The 23740-nt window shown below is 71.3% G+C and carries 21 protein-coding genes; 16 read left to right on the forward strand and 5 right to left on the reverse strand.

Features of this window, described 5'->3' with window-relative positions; genetic code table 11:
• Nucleotides 1-14 precede the first annotated feature (14 nt).
• The 4 genes from ACFVDP_RS22680 to ACFVDP_RS22695 all read left to right on the forward strand — a co-directional run bounded on the left by ACFVDP_RS22680 (nucleotide 15) and on the right by ACFVDP_RS22695 (nucleotide 4388).
• Nucleotides 15-764, forward strand: a complete 750-nt coding sequence (locus tag ACFVDP_RS22680; protein WP_383492264.1) for a Tat pathway signal sequence domain protein — start codon at nucleotides 15-17, stop codon at nucleotides 762-764.
• A gap of 67 nt (nucleotides 765-831) precedes the next feature.
• The gene (locus ACFVDP_RS22685; protein WP_383492267.1) at nucleotides 832-2160 is read left to right on the forward strand and encodes a copper amine oxidase; all 1329 of its coding nucleotides are present in this window, start codon (nucleotides 832-834) and stop codon (nucleotides 2158-2160) included.
• A 115-nt stretch (nucleotides 2161-2275) separates the two neighbouring features.
• A complete protein-coding gene (locus ACFVDP_RS22690; protein ID WP_383492270.1) occupies nucleotides 2276-3544 on the forward strand; it encodes an SAV2148 family HEPN domain-containing protein in 1269 nt (422 codons plus the stop codon).
• Between the two features lie 115 nt (nucleotides 3545-3659).
• A complete protein-coding gene (locus tag ACFVDP_RS22695) occupies nucleotides 3660-4388 on the forward strand; it encodes a 3'-5' exonuclease (protein ID WP_383492273.1) in 729 nt (242 codons plus the stop codon).
• A 58-nt stretch (nucleotides 4389-4446) separates the two neighbouring features.
• Here ACFVDP_RS22695 and ACFVDP_RS22700 read toward each other — a convergent pair whose 3' ends face one another.
• Nucleotides 4447-5322, reverse strand: coding sequence for a phosphotransferase enzyme family protein (locus tag ACFVDP_RS22700; protein ID WP_383492276.1), 876 nt, complete (start codon nucleotides 5320-5322; stop codon nucleotides 4447-4449).
• Nucleotides 5323-5510: 188 nt separating this feature from the next.
• Between ACFVDP_RS22700 and ACFVDP_RS22705 the strand changes: the two genes are divergently transcribed.
• Genes ACFVDP_RS22705 through ACFVDP_RS22715 form a run of 3 tightly spaced genes read left to right on the forward strand, consistent with a single transcriptional unit; the run spans nucleotide 5511 to nucleotide 8541 of the window.
• The gene (locus ACFVDP_RS22705) at nucleotides 5511-6416 is read left to right on the forward strand and encodes a carbohydrate ABC transporter permease (RefSeq protein WP_383492279.1); all 906 of its coding nucleotides are present in this window, start codon (nucleotides 5511-5513) and stop codon (nucleotides 6414-6416) included.
• On the forward strand, nucleotides 6416-7249 hold the full coding sequence (locus ACFVDP_RS22710) for a carbohydrate ABC transporter permease (protein ID WP_383492282.1): 834 nt from the start codon (nucleotides 6416-6418) through the stop codon (nucleotides 7247-7249). The genes ACFVDP_RS22705 and ACFVDP_RS22710 overlap by 1 nt, the downstream gene beginning before the upstream one ends.
• A complete protein-coding gene (locus ACFVDP_RS22715) occupies nucleotides 7249-8541 on the forward strand; it encodes an ABC transporter substrate-binding protein (RefSeq protein WP_383492285.1) in 1293 nt (430 codons plus the stop codon). The genes ACFVDP_RS22710 and ACFVDP_RS22715 overlap by 1 nt, the downstream gene beginning before the upstream one ends.
• Before the next feature lie 12 nt (nucleotides 8542-8553).
• Here ACFVDP_RS22715 and ACFVDP_RS22720 read toward each other — a convergent pair whose 3' ends face one another.
• On the reverse strand, nucleotides 8554-9276 hold the full coding sequence (locus tag ACFVDP_RS22720) for a TetR/AcrR family transcriptional regulator (protein ID WP_383492288.1): 723 nt from the start codon (nucleotides 9274-9276) through the stop codon (nucleotides 8554-8556).
• An 85-nt stretch (nucleotides 9277-9361) separates the two neighbouring features.
• Here ACFVDP_RS22720 and ACFVDP_RS22725 point away from each other — a divergent pair, with 85 nt between their 5' ends.
• The 4 genes from ACFVDP_RS22725 to ACFVDP_RS22740 all read left to right on the forward strand — a co-directional run bounded on the left by ACFVDP_RS22725 (nucleotide 9362) and on the right by ACFVDP_RS22740 (nucleotide 14605).
• Nucleotides 9362-10768 (forward strand): MFS transporter, encoded by a 1407-nt coding sequence (locus ACFVDP_RS22725; protein ID WP_383492290.1) that lies wholly within the window; start codon nucleotides 9362-9364, stop codon nucleotides 10766-10768.
• A 109-nt stretch (nucleotides 10769-10877) separates the two neighbouring features.
• Nucleotides 10878-12122: an SGNH/GDSL hydrolase family protein gene (locus ACFVDP_RS22730; protein ID WP_383492292.1), complete on the forward strand. Its 1245-nt coding sequence runs from the start codon at nucleotides 10878-10880 to the stop codon at nucleotides 12120-12122.
• 4 nt (nucleotides 12123-12126) lie between these two features.
• Complete coding sequence (gene mgt, locus ACFVDP_RS22735) at nucleotides 12127-13362, forward strand: macrolide-inactivating glycosyltransferase (protein WP_383492295.1); 1236 nt, start codon at nucleotides 12127-12129, stop codon at nucleotides 13360-13362.
• Between the two features lie 181 nt (nucleotides 13363-13543).
• Nucleotides 13544-14605: a CDP-alcohol phosphatidyltransferase family protein gene (locus ACFVDP_RS22740; RefSeq protein WP_383492297.1), complete on the forward strand. Its 1062-nt coding sequence runs from the start codon at nucleotides 13544-13546 to the stop codon at nucleotides 14603-14605.
• A 48-nt stretch (nucleotides 14606-14653) separates the two neighbouring features.
• On the opposite strand, the gene ACFVDP_RS22745 is transcribed toward ACFVDP_RS22740, so the two are convergent.
• Nucleotides 14654-16933: an MMPL family transporter gene (locus ACFVDP_RS22745; protein ID WP_383492300.1), complete on the reverse strand. Its 2280-nt coding sequence runs from the start codon at nucleotides 16931-16933 to the stop codon at nucleotides 14654-14656.
• Nucleotides 16934-17281: 348 nt separating this feature from the next.
• On the opposite strand from ACFVDP_RS22745, the gene ACFVDP_RS22750 reads away from it, so the two are divergent.
• Nucleotides 17282-18490 (forward strand): S8 family serine peptidase, encoded by a 1209-nt coding sequence (locus ACFVDP_RS22750; RefSeq protein WP_383492303.1) that lies wholly within the window; start codon nucleotides 17282-17284, stop codon nucleotides 18488-18490.
• Nucleotides 18491-18576: 86 nt separating this feature from the next.
• Nucleotides 18577-19134 carry a DUF1697 domain-containing protein gene (locus tag ACFVDP_RS22755; protein ID WP_383492306.1) on the forward strand — a complete coding sequence of 186 codons (558 nt, stop codon included), beginning with the start codon at nucleotides 18577-18579 and terminating at the stop codon, nucleotides 19132-19134.
• Here the strand turns inward: ACFVDP_RS22755 and ACFVDP_RS22760 are convergent.
• Complete coding sequence (locus ACFVDP_RS22760) at nucleotides 19115-19984, reverse strand: aldo/keto reductase (RefSeq protein ID WP_383492309.1); 870 nt, start codon at nucleotides 19982-19984, stop codon at nucleotides 19115-19117. The genes ACFVDP_RS22755 and ACFVDP_RS22760 overlap by 20 nt on opposite strands.
• 68 nt (nucleotides 19985-20052) lie before the next feature.
• On the opposite strand from ACFVDP_RS22760, the gene ACFVDP_RS22765 reads away from it, so the two are divergent.
• The 3 genes from ACFVDP_RS22765 to ACFVDP_RS22775 all read left to right on the forward strand — a co-directional run bounded on the left by ACFVDP_RS22765 (nucleotide 20053) and on the right by ACFVDP_RS22775 (nucleotide 22409).
• Nucleotides 20053-21069: a ketopantoate reductase family protein gene (locus tag ACFVDP_RS22765; protein ID WP_383492311.1), complete on the forward strand. Its 1017-nt coding sequence runs from the start codon at nucleotides 20053-20055 to the stop codon at nucleotides 21067-21069.
• Between the two features lie 56 nt (nucleotides 21070-21125).
• The gene (locus ACFVDP_RS22770; RefSeq protein ID WP_383492314.1) at nucleotides 21126-21713 is read left to right on the forward strand and encodes a TIGR03086 family metal-binding protein; all 588 of its coding nucleotides are present in this window, start codon (nucleotides 21126-21128) and stop codon (nucleotides 21711-21713) included.
• 66 nt (nucleotides 21714-21779) lie between these two features.
• The gene (locus tag ACFVDP_RS22775) at nucleotides 21780-22409 is read left to right on the forward strand and encodes a DsbA family protein (RefSeq protein ID WP_383492317.1); all 630 of its coding nucleotides are present in this window, start codon (nucleotides 21780-21782) and stop codon (nucleotides 22407-22409) included.
• Between the two features lie 9 nt (nucleotides 22410-22418).
• On the opposite strand, the gene ACFVDP_RS22780 is transcribed toward ACFVDP_RS22775, so the two are convergent.
• Nucleotides 22419-23690 carry an MFS transporter gene (locus ACFVDP_RS22780; RefSeq protein ID WP_383492319.1) on the reverse strand — a complete coding sequence of 424 codons (1272 nt, stop codon included), beginning with the start codon at nucleotides 23688-23690 and terminating at the stop codon, nucleotides 22419-22421.
• Between the last annotated feature and the right edge of the window lie 50 nt (nucleotides 23691-23740).

Below are 23740 nucleotides of genomic sequence, written 5' to 3' on the forward strand. Positions count from 1 at the left end.
ATCTCGGGAAAATCGTGGCGGGAGCGGCCCTCGCGGTCGCCGGGGCCGCAGTGACGCTCGGCGTGAGTCTGCCGGACGACACGGGGGGCGACACGGCCAAGGCCGCCACCACGCAGCAGGACGCCGTGGCACCCGAGGGCAAGGTGGAGGCCGCGCCCGCGGAGGGCGAGAAGGGCGTCGGCCGCGATCCGCTGACCGACGCGGAGACGGCCCGCGCGGAGCAGCTCGCGGAGACGGCGGGCGGCCTGCGGCTGAACGCGCGGGACGTGGACGGGGACCGCGGCCCCCAGCACCTGTCGACGAATCTGACGGAGGTCGACCCGGACCTCAGCGGCGCCGCCGCGGCCCAGCGCCGTGCCGACGTCGTCTTCTACGACTACAAGAGCGACGCGGTCGTCACCAGGACCGTGAACCTGGACACCGGCAAGGTCGAGGACACCGCCACCGACCGGGGCGTGCAGCCGCCGCCCAGCCAGGACGAACTGCGGCAGGCCGCCGAGCTGCTGATCGGCAGCCCGCTCGGCGCGGGCCTGAAGAGTGACTACAAGGACGCGACCGACAAGCCGCTGACCACGGCCGGCCAACTCCAGCTGAGCGGCATGGTGTTCCGCAAGGAGACCGTGGCGAACGTGCCCGCGGACCTCACCGCCTGCGGCAAGCACCGGTGCCTGCGCATCGTCACCAAGGTGAAGAACGGGCCGTGGATCGACACCCGCGCCCTCGTCGTCGACCTGAGCGACCGCACCGTCGGCCGCCTGTCCTGACGACCGGGGCCCGCGCCCCGCCGACCACTTCCGCTGCCGTTCCTCCTGCACAAGGGAGCCCTTCCGTATGCACGTCACGCATGTCAACAGACTCCGGCGCGCCCGCATCAGGCCCGCCGCCACTCTCACGGGCCTCGCGGTCACCGCGCTGCTCGGCACCGCCCTCGCCACCGCCCCGTCCGCCACCGCCGGGCCCCAGCGGGCGCCCGCGGCGGCCGCACCCGCCTGCTCGTCCGCGTACCAGATCGAGCAGACCCTCGACGGCGGCACCACCTGGCGCATGTGCTGGCACTACAACACGCTGTCCGGGCTGGTCCTGGACGACGTCAGCTACCAGCCCAAGAGCGAGCCCAAGCCGATCCCCGTCCTCACCAGTGCCCGCCTCGCGCAGGTCCATGTCCCCTACGACGACGGGCAGGCCGAGTACGACGACATCACCGGCACCGACTTCGGCCAGGCACTGCAGAACCTGAAGCCGGCCGAATGCCCCGGCGGCACCATCAAGACCGTCAAGGTCCCCGACATGGGGAACGTCAAGGGGCTGTGCACGACCACGCGTGCGCGCGGACACGCGTACCGGCTCAACGACGACGCGTCGACGGGCGGCAACGGCAAGCTGTACAGCGCCCAGGGCAAGGACCTGCTGGTCTACACGGTCAACAAGGCGTCCTGGTACGAGTACATCACCGAGTGGCGCTTCTCCTCCGACGGCACCATCACCTCGAACGTGGGAGCCACCGGCAGCCTGTCCCCGTACGACTACGACGGCACCGACGGAAAGGGCTGGCCCATCGGCAAGGGCGCGACCGCCTACGCCGAGAGCCACAGCCACAACGTCTTCTGGCGGCTCAACTTCGGCCTGGACGGCTCCAGCAAGGCGAAGGTCGAGCAGTACGACTCCAAGGTCACCCCGCCGCGCGGCGCCGGCTCGCCGACCACGAAGACCACCCGCACCCCCGTCACCAAGGAACTCGCCGGTGACGTGAAGGACATGCGGTGGTGGCGCGTGGTGTCGACGGCCGGCAAGAACAAGGACGGTCACGCCAGGTCGTACGAGTTCGTGCCCGGCCGCTCCAGCAAGTACCCCGGCCGCTCCTTCACCAAGCACGACGTGTACTTCACCGAGTACAAGAAGTGCGAGCAGTACGCGAGCGACAACCCGTCGGCGAACTGCGGCGGGACAAGTGTGGACAAGTGGGTCTCGGGTCAATCGCTCACCCACCCGATCACCTGGGTCAACATCGGGTTCCACCACATCGCCCGTGACGAGGACCAGCAGCCCATGCCGGTGCACTGGCAGGGCTTCTCCATGGCTCCCAGGGACGTGACCGCTATGAATCCGCTCACTCCCGCCGATCTGGCCGGACAGAACGGAGTTCCCCCGAACGGGAGTTGAGAAACTCACCGGTCCATCCGGCTGCACCGCCCGCCGCTCCCGGAGTACCCTTCCTTGATCGTTGCTGGGGGAGTGCTCGACATAGCTCGGGGGAGCGGAAGGCGGTGCGGAGCGGGTGAGCTCGGGTGGTCTGGAGCTGCCCCCTGGTGACGACGGTCACGAGGGTCAAGAAGGGCAAGGGGCAGGCTCATCGGACATCCCGCCCGGAGCGGTGTCACTGGCTCGGCCCATGGATGTGGGATCGCAGATCGGACCCGAACTGGACTGGGGCGCCGACGCCTGGCGCGAGGTCCGTACGCGTGCCCAACGAGCGGGACGCGCCTACATCTGGCTGAACCTGGTCGAGCAGCGGCTGCGGGCCGTGGTCGCGGCCGTGCTGCGCCCCATCTACGAGCCGGTGAACGGGGACGACTGGGTCGTCGCCGCCGCCGGGCCCGCCGGGCAGGAATGGGTGCAGCGGGCCGTCGCCGTGCGCGAGGTCAGCCGCCGCAAGGGCTATCTCCTCGACCCGGCGGACGACAACGTCCTGTCGTTCCTCACCCTGCCCCAACTGCGTGAGCTGATGGTGCAGCACTGGCCGTGTTTTGAGCCGTACTTCGACGACCGGCGCGACGTCGAACTCGCCCTCGACGAGCTGGAGGTCACCCGCAATGTGGTCTCCCGCAACCGGGCCCTGTCCGAGACGGTCCTCGCCCAGGCCGAGCGCGCCTCGGCCCGGCTCCTCGAGATGCTCGGCGCCGGATCCGACGTCCCCTCCGCCCGCCGGCTGCCCATCGACGCCGTCGAGGACCTGGTCGGCGACCGGTACGCGGACGTGGTCGGCGTCCACTCCGACCGGGTGCGGCTGCTGCGCCAGTTCCCGGCCGAGGACCTGTTCGGCGAGGCGCGCCGCCTCGACGCGATCGGGATAGGCCTGAATCTGCTGGTGCAGAACTTCTCGGGGCGTCGGCTCGTGCGGCTCGCCGAGTCGGGCTGCCGCGTCCGGCTGCTCTTCCTGAACCCGGCCTCCAGCGCCGTCAAACGCCGTGAGCGGGAACTGGGGCTCAAGCGGAGCGAGTTGAGCCGCGCCGTCGAGATGAACATCCTGCACATGCGCCGGGTGCGGGCCCGTCTGAGGGACCCCGGGGCGTTCGAGATCCGGGTCTTCGACGAGACGCCGCGCTTCACGGCTTACCTCGTCGACGGCGACGGCTCGGACGGCATCGCCGTCGTCCAGTCGTATCTGCGTAGAACCCGGGGGATGGAGGCGCCGGTCCTCGTGCTGCGCGGCGGGGGCCGCGTGGTGAGGTCGGGGCATTCGGTCGACATGGGGGAGAACGGACTTTTCGTGACGTATCGCGATGAGTTCGAGCAGGAGTGGGCGGACGCGCGCCCTGTGTCGTAGGGCAGACGGGACTTTGCGGACGCGCCCTGGCGGAACCGGGCCGGGGGCCGATTGTCAGTGGCGCATGCGATCGTGGTGGTCATTGGGGGAACGCACCACAAGAGAGGGGGCAGCCATGGGCTGGCACCGAGAGCTGTTGATCGGCTTCGACCTGGAGACGACCGGGACGGATCCGCGCGAGGCGCGCATCGTCACGGGCGCCGTCATCGAGGTCAGGGACGGCACGGTCCTCGGCCACCGGAAGTGGCTGGCCGACCCGGGCATCCCGATCCCGGACGAGGCGGTCGCGGTGCACGGGATCAGCACCGAGCGCGCGAGCGCCGAGGGTGAACCGGCCGACCGGGTCGCGGACGCCATCGCCACTGTCCTGGTCGGGTACTGGCGCACGGGTGTCCCGGTGGTCGCGTACAACGCGACGTTCGATCTGACTCTGCTCTCCGCCGAGTTGGCCAGACACGGGCTGCCCTCGCTGAGCGAGCGCCTCGGCGGCGCCGAGCCCGGCCCGGTCGTCGACCCGTACACGATCGACCGCAGCGTCGACCGCTACCGTCGCGGCAAGCGCAACCTCGAAGCGGTCTGCACCGAGTACGGCGTCACGCTCGACGCCGCCCACGACGCCTCCGCGGACGCCCTGGCCGCGACACTCCTGGCCTGCGCGATAGGCGAGCGCCACACCAAGGTCGCCGAGCTGGGCGCCGCCGAACTGCACCGCCGACAGGTGGAGTGGTACGCGGACTGGGCCACGAACTTCCAGAGCTTCCTGCGCAGAAAGGGCGAACCGGACGCGGTGGTGGACCCGACGTGGCCGATGCGGGCGCACCACATAAGCCCGTCCGGCGTTTGAGGACTGGGGGTCCGGGGGCGAAGCCCCCGTGCAGTGGCGGGAAACCCGCCCACGCACCTCAGAAGGGATACCACCGCACGGCGGCATCCCCGTCCCGCAACGAAGCCACCCGCCGCCGAAACTCCACCAACGCCTTGGGGTTGCCCGGCGCATGCTGGGCGACCCACGCACAGGACGCGGTCTCCCGCGCCCCGCGCAACACGGCACACCCCTCCCACTCCCGCACATCCCACCCGTAAGCCTCGACGAACCCGTCATAAGCCGCCGCAGGCATCCCGTACCGGTCCCGCGACAGCGCCATGACCACCAGATCGTGCTCCCGCAGATCCACGGAGAACGTCTCCAGGTCGACGAGGACGGGCCCCTCGGGCCCGATGTGCACATTGCGGGGCAGCGCGTCCCCGTGGATCGGCCCGACGGGCAGCCGCGGGGTGAGCGCGGCCGCCGCCGAGGCGAACCCGTCGCGCCGCTCGCGCAGATAGTCGGCGTCGGCCGGATCGATGGCGTCGCCCGCGAGCCGCAGCCAGCGCTCGACCCCGCCGAGCAGTTCGCGGCGGGGCAGCTCGAAGCCGGCGGGCACCGGCAGCGCGTGCACCAGCTTGAGCAGTTCGGCGAGATCGCGGGGCTCGGCCGGCCGTACGGCCGCCGGGACCCGGTGCCAGAGCGTCACGGGGTGTCCGTCCACGACGAGCGCCTCGTCCTTGGCGGCGCGCACCGCGGGGACCCCGTGCTCGGCGAGGTAGGAGGCGACGGCCACCTCGCGGCGGGCCCGGTCGAGGAGCTCGGGCGCCTGCTCGGCGCTGCGGCCGACCTTGACGACGAGGTCGCCCGCGCCGAAGACCGCGTTCTCCCCGAGGGCCAGCAGCTCCGCGCCGCCCGCCGCGTCGCCGACCCCCGCCCGCGCCAGCACGTCCCGTGCCCGTGCCTCGTCCATCTCGTGCCTCCCGCGTTCCAGCTGGTACCGGCCCAGTCTCGCACCCGGCCGCGCGCAGCCCCGTACCCGTCCGGATGTCTTGACGGCGCAGGGCGTTGTCAGGACCATGACGGAGGCCGCCGGGGCGGCCGGAAGCCGTGTGCGTCAGCCGAACCGCGCCATCCGAACCGCCCGAAGGAGCCGTATCCATGACGACGGCGATCACGCCGAAGGCAGCGGGAACCGCCGCGCGGCAGCGCGGCGCCTGGTTCCTGGTGCTGCCCGCGCTGATCCCGATCCTGGGACTGAGCGTCGGCCCGATCCTGTACGGGGTCGGGCTCGCCTTCACCGACGCCCAGTCGGGCCGCACCTCCTCCACCCAGTGGGTCGGCACCCTCAATTTCAGCGATCTGCTGCACGACACCCTGTTCTGGGAGTCGTTCCGGATCGGCCTGGTGTGGGCGGTCGGGGTGACGGTCCCGCAGTTCGTGCTCGCCCTCGGACTCGCCCTCCTGCTCGACCAGAACCTGCGGTTCCGATGGCTCGCGCGGGCGCTCGCGATCGTTCCGTGGGCGATGCCGGAGGTCGTCGTCGGCATCATGTGGCGCCTCGTCTACCACCCGGACGCCGGTGTCCTCAACGAGACGCTGCGCAGTCTGGGCCTCGGCGACGGCCGCGACTGGCTCACCGGCCTGGCCACCGCGCTGCCCGCCGTGATCGTCGTCGGGATCTGGGCGGGCATGCCGCAGACCACGGTGGCGCTGCTCGCCGGGTTGCAGAACACGCCGCGCGAGCTGCACGAGGCGGCGGCGATGGACGGGGCCGGGGCCTGGCGCCGGTTCCGCACCGTGACCTGGCCGAGCCTGCGGCCCGTCGCGCTCGCCATCACCGCGCTCAACTTCATCTGGAACTTCAACTCGTTCGCCCTCGTCTACGTCCTGACGAACGGCGGACCCGGCGGCCGCACCCGCCTGCCCATGCTCTTCGCCTACGAAGAGGCCTTCCGCTACGGCCAGTTCGGCTACGCGGCGGCGATGGGCTGCGCCATGGTCGCCGTCATCTCGATCCTCCTCGCCGCCTATCTGGTGGGCCGTCTCAAGGGAGGCGACGAGTGATGTTCAAGGTGAGCAGGTCCACCCGCGCGGGCCAGTGCCTCGCGCTCCTCGCGTATCTGGTCTTCCTCGCCTTCCCGTTCCTGTGGCTGATCTCCACGGCGTTCAAGCCCGCGGGCGAACTCGCGAGTCTGCACCCCACCTGGATCCCCCGGCACCCCACCCTCGCCAACTTCCGGCAGGCCTTCGACGAACAGCCCCTGCTGCGGGCCGCCGGGAACTCGCTGCTCGTCGCCGTCTGCGCCGCTGTCGTTGCGCTCGTCATCGCGACCCCGATGGCATACGTGATGGCACGCCACCGCGGTCTGCTGTCCCGGGCGGGGACCGGCTGGGTGGTGATCAGCCAGGCGTTCCCCTTCGTCCTGCTGATCATCCCGCTGTTCCTGGTCCTCAAGAACCTCCACCTGATCAACTCCCTGGTGGGCCTGACCCTGGTGTACGTGGTGTGGGCGCTGCCCTTCGCCCTGTGGATGCTGGTCGGCTATGTCCGGGCCGTGCCGAGGGAGTTGGAGGAGGCTGCGGCGGTCGACGGCGCGGGCCGGCTGCGGGTCCTGGTCTCGGTGACGGCGCCGCTGCTCGCGCCCGGACTCGTGGCGACCGGCCTGTTCGCGTTCATCACGGCGTGGAACGAGTTCTTCTTCGCGCTGGTCCTGATGAAGACCCCGGAGAGGCAGACGCTGCCGGTGATCCTCACCCACTTCCTGGGCGCCGAGGGCGCCGCCGACCTGGGCCCGCTGGCGGCCGGGGCGTTCCTGGCGACCCTCCCGTCCCTGCTCATCTTCGCCGTGATCCAGAAACGCATCACGGGCGGCATGCTGGCGGGGGCGGTGAAGTGATGCGCGGCGCGGGCAAGTTGGCGACCGCGTTCGCCGCCGTGACGGCGCTGCTGCTCGCTGGCTGCTCCGGCGGATCGGGGACGACGGACCACGGCCGCGTCACCCTGGAGTTCCAGTCCCTCGCCTGGCAGAAGGAGTCCGTCGACGCCAACAAGCAACTCGTCGCGGAGTGGAACCGCGAGCATCCCGACATCCGGGTCAAGTACGTCCAGGGCAGTTGGGACAGCGTCCACGACCAGCTGCTGACGGCGTTCGAGGGCGGCGAGGCGCCCGACATCATCCACGACGCCTCCGACGACCTGGCCGACTTCGCCTACGGCGGGTATCTGGCCGACCTGAGCGACTACCTCCCCGCCCGCCTCAAGTCCGACATCCCGCAGCGGAGTTGGCGGACGACGACCTTCGGCGACGGGGTCTACGGGGTCCCCTTCCTCCAGGAGCCGCGCGTCCTGATCGCCAACGCGACGTGGCTGAAGAAGTCGGGGGTGCGCATCCCGACGGCGGCCGACCCGTGGACCTGGGACGAGTTCCGGCAGATCACGAAGGAGCTGAGCGGGGACGGGAAGTACGGCGTCGCCTGGCCGTTGAAGGAACCCGTCTCGGCGACCCTGAACCTCTCCCTGTCCAGCGGCGGCGAGCTGTTCCATCGCGGCGCGGACGGCAAGGTGACGATCCGGTTCGGCGCGGCGGACGAGGTGATGCCGCGCACCGTCCACGACCAGGTGAACACCGACCACAGCGCCTCCGGCACGACGCTCGGCATGGGCGGCTCCGACACCCTGCCCGGGTTCTTCGCCGGCAAGTACGCGATGGTGCCGCTCGGCTTCTCCTACCGGCAGCAGATCGTGCAGCAGGCCCCCAAGGGCTTCGACTGGCAGGTGCTGCCCGCGCCGGCCGGCGCCGACGGCCTCGCCCAGGGCGTCAGCCCGCAGACCCTCTCCGTCTCCGAGGACAGCCCGCACAAGAAGGAGGCGGCCCGGTTCATCGACTTCCTCCTCCAGCCGCGCAACATGGTGCGGCTCGCCCTCGGCGACTGGATGCTGCCGACGGGGACCGAGGCCCTGAAGGCCCCCGAGCTGCGCACGCCGAAGAACGACTGGGCGACCGGCACCGCCCTCGCCACCGACCTCCGCTCGGCCCCGGCCCAGTCGGTGCGCGGCTACCCCGAGTGGAAGGACAAGGTGGCGACCCCGGCGCTCCAGGAGTACTACAGCGGCGCGATCGGCCTCGGCGAGCTGCGCGAACGCCTGGTCGAGGACGGGAACTTGGTCCTGGACCGGTATCAGAGATAGTCCGGGAGCGGGCTATGACGCACTGAGTCCCAGCGACGCGATCAGGGCGTCCATCTCGTCGCGGTAGACCGTCGCCGGGGCGCCGATGAGCGGGCTCAGATGCCCGTACAGCTCAAGGGCCATGAGCCCGTGCATCCGGCCCCAGACCCGCAGCGTCAATGCCACTGCCTGTGGCGGCAGTTCGGGGAACTCCTCGCGCACGTGCCCCACCAGGCCGGGATCGAAGTCGTCCCAGCCGTAGTCGCGACCGGCCGGTGCCGCGGCGCGGGCGGTCGGCCAGGCGGCGGCGACCAGGCCCACCAGGCCGGTGCAGGCCCGCAGCCCGGCGGCCTTTCCGGGGCTGTCCGCCGGTTCCTGGTATCCCGGCACCGGGTCGCCGTAGATCAGCCGGAAGCCCTCGGGGTGGGCGAGGGCCCAACTGCGTACGGCATACGCCCAGGCCTGGATCCGGCCGCCCGGGTCGTCCTGCGGCAGCGCGTCCCTGGCGGCCTCCGCGGTCTCCACCAATGAGCCGTACAGATCGCCGATCAGGGTCGTGAGCAGGTCGTCGCGCGTGGCGAAGTAGCTGTAGATCGCGCCGGCCGTCATGCCCATGTCGCGGGCGATGGCGCGCAGTGAGATCGCGCCGGGACCGCCGTCGGCCATCTGTCGCAGCGCAATCGCCTTGATCTCGTCGCTGGTCTGCACCCGCAGTCGGGCGCGGCGGCTCATGGGCTGATCCGTCGGGTCTTTCACGCTTGACACTTTACAGCGTTGGTCTACTGTACGGCGTGCTGTTAATTGAACGCCGTGTAGTAACTGGACGACGTAGAGGTTGGCTATGAATCTCCCTGCGACATCGGCTCGTTGGCGCTTAGGGCTGCTCGCGCTGACACAGCTCATCGTGGCGCTGGACTACAACATCGTTTATGTGGCACTGCCCGACATCGGGCGGGAGCTGGGCTTCGGCCCGGCGTCCGTGCAATGGGTGGTCAGCGCCTACTCGGTAGGGCTCGGCGGGCTGTTGCTGTTCGGCGGTCGGGCCGTCGACCGGCTCGGAGCACGCCGGATGTTCATGACCGGACTCGCGCTGTACGGCATCGCCTCGCTGGCGGGCGGCCTGGCCCCGGGGGCCGGCGTACTGATCGCCGCACGCGCGGTGCAGGGGATCGGCGGCGCCCTGCTGACCCCGGCGACCCTCGCCCTCATCTACCGGGGGTTCGCCGAAGGGCCCGCCCGGAACAAGGCCCTCGGCGCCTGGGGCATGGCGGGCAGCGCGGGCCTCGCCGCCGGTTCCCTGCTCGGCGGGGTGCTCACCAACTACCTCGGCTGGGAGTGGGTGTTCTTCGTCAACGTCCCGCTGGCGCTCAGCTGCGCGCTGGCCGCCCCGCGCCTGCTCCCCGCCGATCCGCCCCGCACGCCCGGCGGCTTCGACGTACCCGGCGCACTCCTCGCCACGGCGGGCTCGGCGTTGCTGGTGTTCGGGCTCGCCAGCGGCGCGGACGCCGGATGGGCGTCGCTGCGTGCTGCCGGGGCGCTGGCCACCGGGGCAGTGCTGCTCGTGGCGCTGCTCGCGGTGGAGGCCCGGACCCGCGATCCGCTGATCCCGCTGCGGCTCGCGCGGGGTCGGAGCCTGGCCACCACCATGATCGTGATCGCCGTCTTCCAGGGCACGCTCGGCGGCGGCTACTACATCCTCACCTCCTACCTCCAACCCGTGCGCGGCTACAACTCGTTGGAGACGGGCCTGTCCTTCCTTCCGCTCACGCTGGTCTGCATGCTCGCCGCGGTGAAGCTCACGCCACCGCTGCTCGGCCGGTTCGGGATCCGCGCCACGCTCGCCGCCTCCACGGTCGGGACCGGCATCGGTATCGCCGCCATGGTCCTGGGCACCACGGCCGACGGCGGCTTCTGGACGCTGCTGCCCGGCAGCGTGGTGTGGGGCCTGTTCGGCGGCGTCGCCTTCGTGACGCTGTTCGCCTCCGCCGGGTCCGGTGTCGCCCCGCACGAACAGGGGGTCGCCTCGGGCCTGGCCAGCAGCACGAAGGAACTCGGCGGCGCGCTCGGCCTGGCCGTCTTCGTCGCGATCGCCACGAGCGCGCCCCGCCTTCTCGAGGGCCTGCACCTCGCAGGCTGGACGGCCGCGGCCGTCACTGTCGCGGGCGGACTGATCGCACTGGCCCTCGAACGTTCCGGCCCTGCGAAGAAGTCGACGAAGTCTCCCGCTCTGGAAGGAGCAGCCAAGTGACCACGAACGACGCCGTTCTCCCGTACGTCGACGTCCTGAACGAGCGCGACGCCGCCACCCGCGAGACCCTGATGAACTCGGCCCTGACCAGTGTCGTCGGAGTCTTCGCATGAGCGCCCGGGGCAGCGGCTGGGCCACCGCCTGGACCACCGCGCCGCAGCGCCCGGGGGACGGCTTCGTCCCCAACTGGTCGCAGGAGCGCCGCGCCGAGGTGACGCTCCGCCAGACCGTGCGGGTGAGCATCGGCGGCGATGCCCTGCGGATACGGCTGACCCACCGCTACGGCACCGCACCGCTGCGCGTGGCGGGCCTCACCGTCGCCGCCTGCGCGGGCGGGGCGGGGGTCAAGCCGGACACCGTGCGGGTGGCGACCGTGGACGGTTCGCCCACCTTCACCGTCCCGGCGGGACAGGACATGGCGACGGATCACGTTCCCTTCCCCGTCGCGGCCTTCGACCAGGTGACCGTCACTCTGTACCTGGCCGAGCCGTCGGGCCCGCTCACGTACCACGCCCAGGCGCTGGCCACGGCGTATCGGGCGGCCGGTGAACATCTGGCCGACGGTGACGGCGCCGCCTTCACCGAGGAGTCGCTGTCCTCGTACTGCCTGGGCGGGATCGAGGCGGCCGGGGCGCCGGGCGACGGGATCGTGGTGTTCGGCGACTCGCTCACCGACGGGACGGGGAGCACGCCCGACACCGACCGGCGGTTCCCCGATCTCCTCGCCCGGCGGCTGGCCGCGGTGGGACGGCCCCATGCCGTACTGAATCAGGGCATCGGCGGAAACCGTGTGACGGTGGACTCCGACCGGCTGGGGGAGCGGGCCACCGCACGGTTCCCGCACGATGTGCTCGCCCTGAGCGGGGTGGGCACGGTGCTCGTCCTCGCCGGGATCAACGACATCGCCATCAGCGAACTGGCCGAGGACTCGCCGTTCCCGGTCCTGGCGCCGTATACCCCGGTCTCGGCCGAGCAGGTCGTGGCCGGGCACCGGGAGCTGATCCGGCAGGCCCGGGGCGCCGGGATACGGGCGGTCGGGGCGACGCTGCTGCCGATGCGCGGCTCGGCGTTCTCGACCCCGCGCAGCGAGATCAAGCGGGGCGAGATCAATGCCTGGATCCGGGATTCGGGGGAGTACGACGCCGTGGTCGACCTGGGGCGGGCGATGGGCCACGCCCTGGATCCCGTACATGACAGCGGTGACCACCTGCACCTGAGCGATGCCGGGTACCGGGCGTTGGCCGAGGCGGTGGATCTCTCGGCCCTTTGGCCGATCTCCCGGGCCTTCGGGGATTTCTCGGGGCGGGGAGCCGGAATTATTGTTGCACGAGACGTCTCGTCTCGCTTACGGTAGCGGTATGACGAACCCGGACCCCACCCAGCACACCGAGCGCGCCCACATCGCCATGTTCTCCATCGCCGCCCACGGGCACGTGAACCCGAGTCTGGAAGTGATCCGGGAGCTCGTGGCCCGTGGGCACCGTGTGACGTACGCGATCCCGCACCTCTTTGTGGAGAAGGTCGCCGGGACCGGCGCCGAGCCGATCCCGTACAGCAGTACGCTGCCCGGCCCGGACGACGACCCGGCGGCGTGGGGGACCACCCTGCTCGACAATGTCGAGCCGTTCCTGAATGACGCGATCCAGGTCCTGCCGCAGCTCGCCGAGGCGTACGAGGGTGAGGGCGGGGCCGGAGTGCCCGATCTCGTGATCCACGACATCGCCGCGTACCCGGCGATCGTGCTCGCCCACCGCTGGGGCGTGCCCGCGGTCTCCCTCTCGCCGAACCTCGTCGCGTGGGACGGCTACGAGAAGGAGGTCGCCGAACCGATGTGGGCGGAGCCCAAGAAGACCGAGCGCGGCAAGGCGTACTACGCGAAATTCACCGGCTGGCTGCGGGAGAACGGAATAGCGGACCACCCGGACGATTTCGCGGGACGCCCGCCCCGGTCCCTCGTGCTCATCCCCAAGGCGCTCCAGCCGAACGCCGAGCGTGTCGACCCCTCGCGGTACAGCTTCGTCGGCGCCTGTCAGGGCGACCGGGCGGCGCAGGGCGACTGGCGGCGGCCGGACGATGCCGAGCGGGTGCTGCTCGTCTCGCTCGGATCGGCGTTCACCAAGCAGCCCGACTTCTACCGGGAGTGCGTCAAGGCGTTCGGCGACCTGCCGGGCTGGCACGTCGTGCTCCAGATCGGCAAGCACGTCACCGCCGACGACCTCGGGGCGGTCCCGGGGAACGTGGAGGTGCGCAACTGGGTGCCGCAGACGGCGATCCTGAAGCAGGCCGACGCCTTCATCACGCACGCGGGCGCGGGCGGCAGCCAGGAAGGACTCGCCACCGCCACCCCGATGGTCTGCGTGCCACAGGCCGCCGACCAGTTCGGCAACGCCGACGTGCTGCAAGGCCTCGGGGTCGCCCGCGTCGTCCCCAAGGAGGAGGCCACGGCCGACGCCCTGCGCGAAGCCGTGCTCGCGCTCGTCGACGACCCGGAGGTGGCCCGGCGCCTCGCCGTGATCCAGCGGGAGATGGCCGAGGAGGGCGGCACCCCGCGCGCGGCCGATCTCATCGAGGCGGAACTGGGGGGACGGAATTAACGGCCGCTCGGTTCCACCCTTGCGTGAAAAGAATGTGACCATGCGATAACGGGCGGGTCGCAGAATAGCGCATGACCGCTACCCCAGTTCAAAGGTTGTGCAGAAATCCTCTTGAACTTGGTAAGAACACTTTCTTAGCGTGAGGTGAACCTGCTCTGAAATTTCGAAAGTTGGCGCCCCCATGCCCCGAGACATACCACCGCTGTCCGACGTACGTCGGCTCACGCAGAAGAAGCGTGACGCGTGGTGGACCGTGCTGCTCGTCGACCCGGTCGCGACGCCGCTCGTGCGGCTCACTGCCCGGTGGACACGCATCACGCCGAACCAGATCACGTGGGGCGCACTCGTCCTCGGCCTCGGCGCGGCAGGCTGCTTCGCGATGGGGGACTGGCGCTGGCTGATCGCCGGTGCCCTCATCTACCACGTGAGCTTCATCCTCGACTGCATGGACGGCAAGGTCGCCCGGCTGACCGGACAGGGCTCCGTGTTCGGCGCCTGGCTCGACTACATCTTCGACCGGGTCCGCGTCATGGCCTGCGCGGTCGCCCTGATGGGCGGCCAGTACCACCGCACCGGCGACATCTGGTACGTGTGGCTCGCCGTGGTCGTCGTCTTCCTCGACGGGCTGCGCTATCTCAACGCGCTGGAGATCTTCAAGACCCGGCACACCATGCGCAAGAAGATCAAGGCCCATGTGCGGGCCGCCCGCCGCGCGCAGAACGAGCAGAGCCTCGCCTTCATGGAGGACCTGCTGCGGGCCAACCCGTCGGCCGACATGGAGCAGGACCTGACCGGCGCCGCCGCCGACGCCGAGACGGGCGTCGACGAGGACGGCGACGTGGTGGAGGCGCGGCGCGAGACGGACGAGCCGGAGGCGCAGGAGGCGGAGACGGAGGCGCCCAAGCGCCAGGTCGTCGACCTGCACCAGGAGTTCCGCAGCCGCTTCCCGGCCTATCTGCGGCTGCGCGCCTTCCTGCTGCGCCACCGCATCCGCACCCACCTGATCAGCGGTATCGAGTTCCAGATGGCCGTCTTCATCATCGGCCCGCTGATCGACCAGGTGATCGGCACCACCATCGTGGCCGGCGCGCTGCTGCTCGTCTTCGAGCTCGCCATCATCTACAAGCTGCTGCTGTCCACCCGCGACTTCGGCCGCACGCTCGAGACCTTCGAGCAGGAGGCCCAGGCGCAGGAGGTCCAGGCGCAGGAGGCCCGGAAGGACGGCGTGCCCACCGCCGTGTGACGCGGCGGGCGGGCACACCGCCCCTCGGCCGGGCGGGAGCCGCGGTCGTCAGACGCGCAGCTCCTCGCCCCCCTTGGCGGCAGCCGCCGGAGCCGGTACGGGCGCCGGCGGCTCGTCGTGCGTGAGGTCCGGCATCCGGTGCAGCCACCTCGGCAGGTACCAGTTGCGGTCGCCGAGCAGCGCCATCACGGCCGGGAGCAGCACACCGCGGATGACGGTCGCGTCGATCAGGACGGCCGCCGCGAGTCCCACGCCCATCTGCTTCATCGACTGCATGGACAGCGTGCCGAAGATCGAGAAGACGGCTACCATGATGACGGCGGCGCTGGTGACCACGCCCGCGGTCGTCACGACACCGTGCCGGATCGCGTCGGTGTTGGTACGCCCCTGGAGCCGCGCCTCCTTGATCCGCGACACCACGAACACGTGATAGTCCATCGACAGGCCGAACAGGATCACGAACAGGAACAGCGGCAGCCAGGAGATGATCGCGCCGACCCCCTCCGCACCGACCAGGGACGCGCCCCAGCCGTGCTGGAAGACGGCGACGAGAATCCCGTAGGCGGCGCCCACGCTCAGCAGATTGAGCGCGATCGAGGTGATCGCGACGGTCAGCGAGCGGAACGACAGCAGCATCAGCAGGAACGCGAAGACGACCACGAAGGCGAAGACCGGGACGACCGAACCGACGATCTGGTCGTTGAAGTCCTTCGACCCGGCGACCTGACCGGTGATCGGCGCCTCGACGCCGTCGACCTTGCCGAGCGTGGCCGGACGCACCTCGTCGCGCAGCAGCGCGAGGCTCTTCTCCGCCTTGCCCTGGTCGGAACCGCCGACCAGCGGTACGTCGATGAAGGCGACGTTCTGCGCCGCGTGCACCGTCACCTCGACCGGCCCGCGTGAAGCACCCGAACTCACCGCGCGCGCACGGAAGTCGGCGATGGCCGTGCGCACCGCGGGCGCGTTGATGTCGGCGGCGCCGACGATCACCTGGCCCGGTTCGGAGCCGCCGGGGAACGCCGCGTTGACCCGGTCGTACGTCGCCACGATCGGCAGCGAGTCGCCGAACTCCTGGTCCAGGGTGAGGTTCTGCGTCTTCATGCCGAGCGCCGGTGCGGCGACCGCGAGGAGCGCGCAGACGGCGACGGCCACCGAGACGGCGGGCCGCTTGAGCACGACGCCCAGGACGCGCGTCCAGAACCGGCTGCCGCCCTCGGCGCTGGTGCCACCCCGCCGCTTGTCCGGGTGCAGGAAGGGGAGGCGGCCCTTCTCGACGCGCTCGCCGAGCAGGGAGAGGAGCGCGGGCAGCACGGTCACCGAGCCGACCATCGCGACCGCGACCACCATCAGCGAGGCGAGCCCCATCGCCTGGAACTCGGCGATGCCGGTGAACAGCATGCCCGCCATCGCCACGCACACCGTGACACCGGAGACGATGATCGCCCGCCCGCTGGTGGCCGCCGCGATCCGCAGCGCGGTCCCCGCGTCGTGGCCCTTCATCCGCTCCTCGCGTTCGCGGCGCAGATAGAACAGGCAGTAGTCGACGCCGACCGCGAGGCCCACGAGGAGCATCACGGAGTTCGCGGTGTCGCTCATCGGCTGGAAATGGCTGACGATCGCCATCAGGCCCATCGTCGCGATGATCGCCGTGACCGCGAGCGCCACCGGCAGCAGCGCCGCGACGAGCGCCCCGAACGCGATCAGCAGGATGCCGAGCGCCACCGGCACGGCCGAGTACTCGGCCCGCTGGAAGTCGTCGCCGAAGGCGTCGTCGAACGTCTTGTTCATGCTCGCCGCGCCGATCTCCTCGATCCGCAGCGAGCCGTGGTCGTCCGCGACGCCCGCGACGGCCTTCTGGACCGGCTCGACCCGGTCGGACGCCGTCTCGGGGTCGCCCCGCATGTCGAACTGGACGAGCGCGGTGCGGCCGTCCTTCGAGATCGTCTGGGCCTGGGCGGCGTAGGGGGAGCGGACGTTCGTGACCGCGCCGGTGCCCTCGACGGCCTTGACGACGTCCGCGACCGCCCGCTTGAACTCCGGCGCCGTGGCGGTCAGTTGTCCGTCCTTGCCCTGCACGAGCACCGTCTCGCCCGCCGGTTCGTCGATGCCGGCGTCGTCGATGATCCGCGCGGCCCGGCCGGTCTCGCCGCTGAGCTGGTCGCTCTCCTTGACATCGACGCGGCCCGCCGCGTTCCCGATGCCCATCGCCAGGACGACGAACAGCACCCAGATCCCCACCGCCGCCCATCGATGACGGGCGCTCCATCCGCCGGCCCGGGCCGCGACACCGCGCACCCGGCCGTTCTGCCGTTCCCCGTTCCTCACCATGAGGTCACCTCCGGATTCGAAGGTATGGGCGGCGTAAGCGCGCTTCGTCGTGCTGCCCGGTGAGGTGCGGGGCGCCCGGGTCATCCCTCCGGGCAGGGTGTGTCGGCGCGGAGGATGACGAACGCCCCTTACATCTATCCGGGTTGATGTGTCCGGTTTGTTATTACAGAACCTTGTTGAAAAAGTCACAGCTGTATGAAGGTCTTGATCTGGTCGCGTCAATCGGTCAGGGTTTCGTCTCAACCCCCGGAGATCTTCCGGAGATTGCCGGAGGTTGCACGAAATTGCGCGCCCCCACGCGCGTAGATGACACACAACCCCCCACACACCACGAGGAGTTCACTCTTCATGGCACTTCACAAGCGTGCACGTTCGATGAAGTTCACGGCCGCGATAGCCACGGCGGCCACCGCCGTCGGCGTCACCGTGTTCACCGGCGGCTTCGCGGGCGCCGCCGCCCCCGCCCAGGGCAAGGTGTACGGACTCGACGCCAAGGGCGCCGTGACCGGCAGCTACATCGTGCTGCTCGACCAGAAGGCGAACACCGCCGCCAAGAAGGACCTCGCCAAGGAGTACGGCGGCACCTTCCGCCGTAACTACGACTCGGCCGTCAACGGCTTCTCGGTCAACGGTCTGTCGCAGACCGAGGCCAGGCAGCTCGCCGCCGATGACAGCGTCGGCAAGGTCGTCCAGAACAAGAAGTTCCACATCGACGCCACTCAGTCGAACCCGCCGTCGTGGGGCCTGGACCGCATCGACCAGGCGGAGACCGCGGGCGACGGCAAGTACACCTACCCCGACACCGCGGGTGAGGGCGTCACCGCGTACGTCATCGACACCGGCGTCCGCATCAGCCACAAGGACTTCGGCGGCCGGGCCTCCTCCGGCTTCGACGCCGTCGACAACGACGACAGCGCCGACGACGGCAACGGGCACGGCACGCACGTCGCCGGCACCATCGCCGGTGACGCGCACGGCGTCGCCAAGAAGGCGAAGATCGTCGCCGTCCGCGTCCTCGACGACTCCGGCTCCGGCACCACCGAGCAGGTCGTCGCGGGCATCGACTGGGTCACCGAGCACCACTCGGGCCCGTCCGTCGCGAACATGTCGCTCGGCGGCGGTGTCGACGAGGCGCTGGACGCCGCGGTGAAGAAGTCGATCGATTCCGGCGTCACCTACGCGGTCGCGGCGGGCAACGAGTCGGCGGACGCCTCCACCAGTTCCCCGGCCCGCGTCCCGGAGGCCATCACCGTCGCCTCCTCCACCAAGGACGACGAGCAGTCCAGCTTCTCCAACTACGGCGAGGGCGTGGACATCTACGCCCCCGGCTCGGACATCACCTCCGACTGGAACACCGGCGACGACGCCACGAACACCATCTCCGGTACGTCGATGGCGACCCCGCACGTCGTCGGCGCCGCAGCCGTCTACCTCGCCGGGCACCCGGACGCGGCCCCCGCCGACGTCGCCACGGCGCTGACCGGCGGAGCCACCGCGGACGCCATCACGAACGCCACCGACGGCACCCCGAACAAGCTCCTGAAGATCGTCGAGTAGGCCCACCGGGTCCCCACGGGCCCTTTTGTGCCGGCGGCCGTCGTGCCCACCCCCACGGGGTGCGACGGCCGCCTTATCGTGTCCGCATGGCGATCACCCGGTACGCGGCACTGCTGCGCGGCATCAACGTCGGCGGCAACAAGAAGGTCCCGATGGCCCAACTGCGCTCCCTCATCGAGGGATTGGGCCACCAGGACGTGACGACGTATCTCCAGAGCGGCAATGTGACGTTCGCCGCCGGGAGCGGCGACGAGGACTCCCTCGCCGAGGCGATCGGGCAGGGCATCGCCGACACGTTCGGCTTCCCGGTCGACGTCCTGGTCCGCGACCACGCCTATCTGGCGGCGGTCAGGGACGACTGCCCGTTCCCGGCCGCCGAGCTGGAGGGCAAGCAGCTGCACGTCACGTACCTGTCGCAGGCGCCGGACCCGGAGCGGTACGCCGGAATCGACCTGCCCGGCTACGCGCCCGAGGACTTCCGGCTCGGCGACCGCGCCCTCTATCTCTACGCGCCCGACGGACTCGGCCGCTCCAAGCTCGCCGAGCAACTGGCCCGCCCCGCCGTGAACAAGGGGCTGATCGCGACGAGCCGCAACTGGAACACCGTCGTCAAGCTGGTGGAGCTCACGCGCCCGACGCCGTGAGCGCGTCCAGCCGCGCCATGTCCCCCTCGGTGAGCCGGAGTTCGGCCGCCGCGACGTTCTCCTCCAGGTGCGCCACGCTCCCGGTGCCCGGCGTCGGGCACAGCACGGGGGAGTGGTGCAGCAGCCACGCGAGCGCGACCTGCGACGGCGTCGCGTCGTGCGCCGCCGCGATGTCCGTCAGTGCCTGATGGTCCGTCAGCGCGCCGTTGCCCAGCGGGAACCAGGGCAGGAACGCGATGCCCCGCGCCTCGCACAGCTTGAGCAGTGGCTCCGAGGCGCGGTCCAGGACGTTGTAGCGGTTCTGCACGGAGACGATCGGCACGATGTCCAGGTCGAGGGCCTCCTGGAGCTGCTCGGCCCGCACGGAGTCCAGGCCCACGTGCCGGATCTTCCCCTCGTCCCGCAGTTCGCGCAGCACCCCCAGCTGGTCGGCGAGCGGCACCTCCGGGTCGATCCGGTGCAGCTGGTAGAGGTCGACGCGCTCGAGCCGCAGCCGCCGCAGGCTCGCCTCGCAGGTCTCGCGCAGCCAGGCCGGGCTGCCGTCGACGTGCCAGACGTCGGCCCCGGTGCGCACACAGCCGCCCTTGGTGGCGATCACCAGATCGTCGGCGTACGGATGCAGCGCGGCGGCGACCCGCTCCTCCGCGATGCCGGGACCGTAGTTGTCGGCGGTGTCGATCAGCGTCACACCCAGCTCCACGGCCCGCCGCAGCACCGCCGTCGCGTTCGCGTCGCTGCCGCGCGGCCCCCAGGCGCCCTGTCCCGTGAGATGCACCGTGCCGTAGCCGAGACGGCGTACGGGCAGGTCGGAGCCGATGGTGAGCGTCGTCCGCGGAGCCGTGTGCGTCATGGGGGCGACGGTAACCGATGGCCTGTGCATCTGGTTCGGGAGGTCGTCCGTGTGCCAGGGTCGACGCCATGCGCTATCTCATCATCGGAGCAGGGGCGGTCGGCGGTGCCATCGGTGCCCGGCTCGCCGAGGCCGGGCAGGATGTCGTCCTGGTGGCGCGCGGCAGACAGTACGAGGCGCTGCGCGAGCGGGGGCTCAGATTCGAGGCGCCGGACGGGGCGCGCGTGCACCGGCCGCCCGTGGCCGACGGACCGGACGCGCTCGGCACGCTGCGCGCCGACGACGTCCTCGTGCTCTGCGTGAAGACCCAGGACAGCGCCGCCGCGCTGGCCGCCTGGGGCGCCGCGCCCGTCGAGGGCGGCGGCACCGCGGCCGCCCGGCTGCCGCTGGTCTGCGCCCAGAACGGCGTCGAGAGCGAGCGGCTCGCCCTGCGCACCTTCCAGCGCGTGTACGCGATGTGCGTCTGGCTGCCCGCCACCTTCGTCGAGCCGGGCGTGGTGCGCGCCGACGGCACCCCTCTCACCGGCATCCTGCACCTGGGCCGCTACCCGGCGGGCAGCGACGGCACGGCGCGGGCGATCGGCGCGGACCTGGAGCGCGGCGGCCGGCTCGCCGCACCCGTCGTCGACGACGTGCTGCGCTGGAAGTACGCCAAGCTTCTCTCCAACCTCGCCAACGCCGTCGAGGCGGTCTCCGGAGTGCTCACCGGCGAGGAGAGCATCGCGCTGTTCCGCCGGGCCCGCGCCGAGGGCGAGGCCGTGCTCGACGCCGCGGGGATCGCGTACACCTCCCAGGACGAGGAGAAGAAGACCCGCGCCGACAGGATCCGCTTCGAACCCTTCGACGGATCGCCGCGCGGCGGCGGCTCCACCTGGCAGTCCCTCGACCGGGGCGCGGGCAGCGTCGAGGTGGACTACCTCAACGGCGAGATCGGCCTCCTCGGGCGGCTGCACGGGGTGCCGACCCCGGTCAACGACGTCCTCCAGGAACGCGCCAACGACGCGGCCCGGCACGGCCGTCCGCCGGGCGCGACCCCGATCGCGGAACTGGTCGCGGCGGTCGACGCCCGCATCCGGATCCCGTAGATCCCTGTCGCGTTTGTTCAAGAGCGGCGGGCGCCCCCGCTCGTACCGTCGACAGCATGGAAGAACGCAGGGACACCGTCCACCCGTACCTGATCGAATGCGCCACCGAGGCGGCCCGCGTCGCGGCAGCCGTCAAGCCCGACCGGCTCGACGCGGCCTCCGGCTGCGGCGACTGGGACGTGCGCACCCTCGTCAACCACTGGGTCGCGTACACCGGTGACGGCATGCTGCACCGGGCGCGGCGCGAACCGCTGCCCGAGGACCTGGCGACCCGCGACTTCACGGCCGGGAGCGACTGGGCCGACCGGTACGCGGCCCGGCTCGACGAGGCCGTCGCCGCGTGGTCGGGACCGGCCGCCTGGGAGGGCGAGGTCGACCTCGGCTTCGCCCGGCAGCCCGCGCCGGAGGTCGCCGCGCTGCTGTGGGCCGAACTCGTTCTGCACGGCTGGGACGTGGCCCGCGCCACCGGCGAGGAGTTCCACGTCTCGGACGGCGCCGCCGCGCTGCTCCTGCACGTCGTCGAGAAGAACGCGGCGGTCTACCGCCAGTACGAGGGCTTCGCCGATCCGGTGCCGCTGCCGGACGGCGCCTCCGTGTACGCACGGGCCCTCGCCCTCAGCGGGCGCGACCCCCGGCCGCGCTGAATGGCCCACTCGAATGAGGCAGGAATGGACCATCGGTCGGGGCCACCCGGCGGCTAACTTCGGGACATGACCACTGACCCGGCCACCGGTTCCGCCACCCGCGTCGACTTCTGGTTCGACCCCGCCTGCCCCTTCGCCTGGATCACGTCCCGCTGGATCCTGGAGGTCGAGCGTCACCGTCCGCTCGACCTCCGCTTCCACGTCATGAGCCTGTACCTGCACAACGTCGGCAATGAACTCCCCGACTGGTACCGGGACCTGGTCGACCGGTCCATCGGCCCGGTGCGGGTCGCCGCGGCCGCCGCCCAGCAGCACGGCGAAGGTGTACTGCGCGACCTCTACACGGCGCTCGGCACCCGCATCCACCAGCAGAAGCAGGACGACTTCGACGCCGTGACGGCCGACGCGCTCGCCGAGCTGGGGCTGCCCGCCGAACTGGCCGCCGCCGCGCACGACCCGGCCCACGACGACGCGGTGCGGCGCAGCCACGACGCCGGCCGCGAGCCCGAGACGGACTCCTACGTCGGCACGCCCACCCTCCACGTCGACGGCACGGTGTGGTTCGGGCCGGTCCTGCGGGCGATCCCGCGCGGGGAGCGGGCCGCGCAACTCTTCGACAGTTTCAGGGTGCTGGCCACCGAGCCCGACTTCTTCGAGCTCAAGCGGACCCGCACCGGCGGCCTCGACGCCGGCTGACCCGGCCGGTCACTCGCCCCGCCACGCGCCGTCCCGCCGCGCCCACCGCACGGCGGGACCCACGCCGAGACCGGCCACCACGAACAGCACCGCGAGCACGATCCAGCCCGCCGCGCCGTGCCGGATCGCGGTCACCGTCACCAGCGCGGGCGCGGCCATGGTCGCCGCGGCCTGCCCGGAGTTGAACACCCCCTGGTAGACGCCCTGCGCCCGGGAGTCGGCGAGTCCGTACCCGACGGTCCAGCCGCCCGCCGCCGACAGCACCTCGGCGCCCACCTGCACCACCGCGCCCACGACCAGCACGGCCAGGGCCGCCATCGGGGACAGCCCGGCCGTCACCGCGAACGCCGCGCACGACACCGCGAGCAGCAGCCCCGCCCGGCGCATCGCCCGCACCGCGCCCGACAGGTCCTCGACGCCGCGGGTCGCGCGCACCTGCAACAGCGCCACCAGCACGCAGTTGAGGACCATCACCAGCGCCGCCGACCAGCGCGGCGCCTCGGTGTGCTCGGTGATCCACAGCGGCAGCCCCACCTCCAACAGGCCGTATTGCAGGGCCAGTACGGCATTGAGGAACGTCACCGCGAGGAACGGCAGATCGCGCACCGCCCGCCAGCGGTCACCCGCCGGAACGTCCTCCACGGCCCGGCGCCCGCCGCCACCGGGCAGCCGCAGCACCAGCAGGGCCGAGGCCACGAACATCGCCGCGTCCAGCAGGATCAGCACCGTGTACCCGGCCCTGCTGTCGATCTGGAGCGCCAGGGCGCCGAACGCGCCGCCCACGCCCATCCCGACGTTCGTCACCATCCGCAGATGCGCGCGGCCCTCCACCCGCGATCCGGCGGTGAGCACATCCGCGTAGAGCGCGTTGCGCACCCCCATGCTCGCCTGGCACAGCGCCGCGTAGGCGATCGCCGTGACGAGGAAGGCCCCGTAGGAACCGATCACCGTGTACGCGGCGAGCGCGACGCCGCAGCCGATCCACAGCCCCGTCAGCAGCGTGCGGCGCCCCCACAGGTCCGAGGCCCGCCCGGCCGGCGCCCCCGCCGCGATCCCGAACAGCCCGGCCACGGTGAGCCCGACGCCCACCGACGTGGCGCTCAGGCCGATGACCCGCGTGAAGTACAGGACGCTGACGGGGAAGAAGAGGCCGCGTCCGAAGGCGTTGAGGAGCGTGAGGACGGACAGGTGGCGAAGCAGCGTGTCGGCGGGCAGCAGTCCGCCGAAGCGGGTGGCGGGCGCGGTCGCGGCGGGGCGTTCCGTGGGCGGTGACGTGGTCATGGCCATAGCGAAACGGGGTTATGGGCGCCGCGACATTCATTTAGCGTGCA

The sequence above is a fragment of the Streptomyces sp. NPDC057694 genome (genome assembly GCF_042799415.1).
In the GTDB taxonomy this organism is placed as follows: Bacteria; Actinomycetota; Actinomycetes; order Streptomycetales; family Streptomycetaceae; genus Streptomyces.

Bases quoted from the DNA above. Each gene is read 5' to 3' on its own strand.
- ACFVDP_RS22685 (WP_383492267.1), top strand. From the start codon at position 832: ATGCACGTCACGCATGTCAACAGACTCCGGCGCGCCCGCATCAGGCCC.
- ACFVDP_RS22695 (WP_383492273.1), top strand. From the start codon at position 3,660: ATGGGCTGGCACCGAGAGCTGTTGATCGGCTTCGACCTGGAGACGACC.
- ACFVDP_RS22700 (WP_383492276.1), bottom strand. From the start codon at position 5,322: ATGGACGAGGCACGGGCACGGGACGTGCTGGCGCGGGCGGGGGTCGGC.
- ACFVDP_RS22705 (WP_383492279.1), top strand. From the start codon at position 5,511: ATGACGACGGCGATCACGCCGAAGGCAGCGGGAACCGCCGCGCGGCAG.
- ACFVDP_RS22710 (WP_383492282.1), top strand. From the start codon at position 6,416: ATGTTCAAGGTGAGCAGGTCCACCCGCGCGGGCCAGTGCCTCGCGCTC.
- ACFVDP_RS22715 (WP_383492285.1), top strand. From the start codon at position 7,249: ATGCGCGGCGCGGGCAAGTTGGCGACCGCGTTCGCCGCCGTGACGGCG.
- ACFVDP_RS22725 (WP_383492290.1), top strand. From the start codon at position 9,362: ATGAATCTCCCTGCGACATCGGCTCGTTGGCGCTTAGGGCTGCTCGCG.
- ACFVDP_RS22730 (WP_383492292.1), top strand. From the start codon at position 10,878: ATGAGCGCCCGGGGCAGCGGCTGGGCCACCGCCTGGACCACCGCGCCG.
- mgt (WP_383492295.1), top strand. From the start codon at position 12,127: ATGACGAACCCGGACCCCACCCAGCACACCGAGCGCGCCCACATCGCC.
- ACFVDP_RS22740 (WP_383492297.1), top strand. From the start codon at position 13,544: ATGCCCCGAGACATACCACCGCTGTCCGACGTACGTCGGCTCACGCAG.
- ACFVDP_RS22745 (WP_383492300.1), bottom strand. From the start codon at position 16,933: ATGGTGAGGAACGGGGAACGGCAGAACGGCCGGGTGCGCGGTGTCGCG.
- ACFVDP_RS22750 (WP_383492303.1), top strand. From the start codon at position 17,282: ATGGCACTTCACAAGCGTGCACGTTCGATGAAGTTCACGGCCGCGATA.
- ACFVDP_RS22755 (WP_383492306.1), top strand. From the start codon at position 18,577: ATGGCGATCACCCGGTACGCGGCACTGCTGCGCGGCATCAACGTCGGC.
- ACFVDP_RS22760 (WP_383492309.1), bottom strand. From the start codon at position 19,984: ATGACGCACACGGCTCCGCGGACGACGCTCACCATCGGCTCCGACCTG.
- ACFVDP_RS22765 (WP_383492311.1), top strand. From the start codon at position 20,053: ATGCGCTATCTCATCATCGGAGCAGGGGCGGTCGGCGGTGCCATCGGT.
- ACFVDP_RS22770 (WP_383492314.1), top strand. From the start codon at position 21,126: ATGGAAGAACGCAGGGACACCGTCCACCCGTACCTGATCGAATGCGCC.
- ACFVDP_RS22775 (WP_383492317.1), top strand. From the start codon at position 21,780: ATGACCACTGACCCGGCCACCGGTTCCGCCACCCGCGTCGACTTCTGG.
- ACFVDP_RS22780 (WP_383492319.1), bottom strand. From the start codon at position 23,690: ATGACCACGTCACCGCCCACGGAACGCCCCGCCGCGACCGCGCCCGCC.